The following is a 2379-nucleotide window of genomic DNA, read 5'->3' as shown; positions in this document are numbered from 1 at the left end:
GGTCCAAATCGTTTTCTTCTCGTGCATGTCTCTAAGCGTCGCCGATACCACCACGCTCTGGTTGTATTGGGTCGGCTCGAGCGCGGAGTTGAAGTTGGTGGGCGTCTCGGTCGCGAACCTGACGGCGCCTGACAATTCGAGATCAGCAGCGTCCGGACTATCGACGATCTTTAGGCGCCGATGGAGATCGATTTCATCTTTGAGGTAACGCATGAACTCGTCGTTGACTCCGGTCACGCGCGTCTCATTGCCGAATCGCGCAACGTAGATCGTCTGCGCGTTCGCCGGCAACACGTCACCCGAGGCCGCGAAGTGATAACCGCACCCCGAAAGAAAAAGACCGGCGCCGATCACGAAGCCGAGCAGCCTATTCGGCCTTGGATAGTGTGACATCGTCGCCCTTCTGCTTGAGTCCCAACCGCCCCGCGATTTCGTCGAGCACTCCATTGACGAAGCGCCCCGACTCGACGTCGCCGTAGCATTTCGCCAGCTCGATCGCTTCGTCGATCGTAACGCGCGCCGGAATGTCCTCCATCCTGAGCAATTCGTATAGCGCAATCCGCATGACGTTGTGATCGACCCGCGACAGCCGCTTGACCGACCAATGCTCCAGCGCGTCCGCGAGATGCTTGTCGAGCGCCGGCTGCTCGAGCCGCACCCCTTCCATCAACTGGACGGCAAACTTGCGTGCGTCATCCTCGACCGGAAAACTTTCGAACAACGCGGTCAGGTCGTCGCTGCTGGCGCCACCGCAGATATCAATCCTGTACAGCGCCTTGAGCGCAAGCTCGCGCCCCTGATGTCTAAGTCCCATAGCAATTCCACAGTCGCGGGCGGCGCGGCAGGCGTCGGCGCAGCGGCTTACTTTTTCAAGTGATGAGTTTCAGCTCCGAGAACAGATGGCCGAGTTTTTCCTTCTTGGTTTTCAGGTACCCGATATTTCCGGCGTGCGGCGTGACCTCGATCGGCACGCGCGAGACGTTCACCCCGTAACGGCGCAGGCTTTCTATCTTGTGCGGATTGTTGGTGAGCAACTGCACCTCGCCAACCCCGAGATCGCGCAGAATTTGCGCGCCGATTCCGTAGTCACGCAAGTCCTCATCGAAGCCGAGATGCAGGTTCGCTTCGACAGTGTCCATGCCGTTGTCCTGCAGCGCGTAAGCACGAATCTTGTTCCCGAGCCCGATTCCGCGACCTTCCTGGTGGAGATAGATCACTACGCCGCGATCCGCCGACATGATTCGCTCGAGCGCTTCCTGCAACTGCTCGCCGCAATCGCATCGCGCCGACGCAAACACATCGCCGGTCAGGCACTCCGAATGGAGCCGCACCAGCGCGGTGCGTCCGCCGCCGACCTGGCCCTTGATCAGCGCCAGATGCTCGCGGCCATCCACGACGTTGCGGAAGACAACCGCATTCAGCATGCCGCCATCGATCGGGAACGGCTGCTCGGAAACCCGCTGGACGAGAACTTCATTCGTCAGGCGATGTGAAACGAGTTCCTTGACGTAAACGATTGGCAGCGAATGCTGTGCGGCGAACTCTCGCAGTTCCTTGAGGCGGGCGGCCTCGCCATCTTCGCGGAGAATGGTGCACAGCGCGGCGACCGGGCCCATGCCCGCTGAACGCGTCAGATCCACCGCGCCTTCGGCGCGCCCGATTCGCACCATCACGCCGCCGCTCAACGCCATCAACGGCAGTATGTGACCGGGCATGACGATATCGTCATGACGCGATTCGTCGAACGCGACCACCGAGATCACCCGCGCGCGATCGCCGGCCGAGATGCCGGTCGTAGCGCCTTCGCGGGCGTCAATGAGCACTCCGGCTTGCTCGTTGGAATCGCCATTGTCGGTCGAAGGCTGGAGCGGAATACCCAAAGCGCGGAAACGTTTCTCGGGAATCGCGACAGAGATCACGCCGCGAGCTTCGCGCGCCATGAAATTGATGTCGTCGGGGGTGATCTTTTCAGCGGCCATCACGAGGTCGCCCTCGGCGTCCTCGCGCTCCTCCGCAATCATCACGACCATCTTGCCGTCACGCAATGTGGAGAAAATTTCTTCTAAAGTAGCCGATGCCATCTGATTCAATTCAACGAAGGCGATATTATCACCGGCCTGCCAACCTAACCAGTCTTTTCAGTGAATCAGCTCTTATGGCTGATGTTTGAGTTAAAATTTCCTTCCTGTCCGGCGCACTCGAGCCTCTAACAGGCAGTCGTCGCCGACCGGGCGCGCCGAAAGATCTGTAAGCGCGAGCGCGTCGCGCACGCTGCGCGATTTCATCCCATCGATCGCGGACAAGCCCGCGCCGAGAATTTTCGGCGCCACAAAGAATGCGACGCGATCCACAATTCCAGCGCTCAGCGCAGACCCGGCG

At 60.1% G+C, this 2379-nt stretch carries 4 protein-coding genes; all 4 read right to left on the bottom strand.

What is annotated here, in order from left to right; translation table 11 throughout:
* The coding region (gene lptE / locus VIW95_RS12360) for an LPS assembly lipoprotein LptE (protein WP_331586895.1) at nucleotides 1-393 on the bottom strand (393 nt) is incomplete at its 3' end.
* Nucleotides 368-814, bottom strand: coding sequence for a transcription antitermination factor NusB (gene nusB / locus VIW95_RS12355; RefSeq protein WP_331586893.1), 447 nt, complete (start codon nucleotides 812-814; stop codon nucleotides 368-370). The genes lptE and nusB, both read right to left, overlap by 26 nt.
* Nucleotides 815-869: 55 nt before the next feature.
* Nucleotides 870-2081, bottom strand: coding sequence for a GTP cyclohydrolase II (gene ribA, locus VIW95_RS12350; RefSeq protein WP_331586891.1), 1212 nt, complete (start codon nucleotides 2079-2081; stop codon nucleotides 870-872).
* A 90-nt stretch (nucleotides 2082-2171) separates the two neighbouring features.
* Nucleotides 2172-2379 (bottom strand): dihydrofolate reductase family protein (locus VIW95_RS12345; protein ID WP_331586889.1); only part of this gene is annotated, 208 nt, incomplete at its 5' end.

The sequence above is a fragment of the Binatus sp. (SeqCode) genome (assembly GCF_036522015.1).
In the GTDB taxonomy this organism is placed as follows: Bacteria; Desulfobacterota; Binatia; order Binatales; family Binataceae; genus Binatus.
This window is presented reverse-complemented; position numbering and strand designations above follow the sequence as displayed.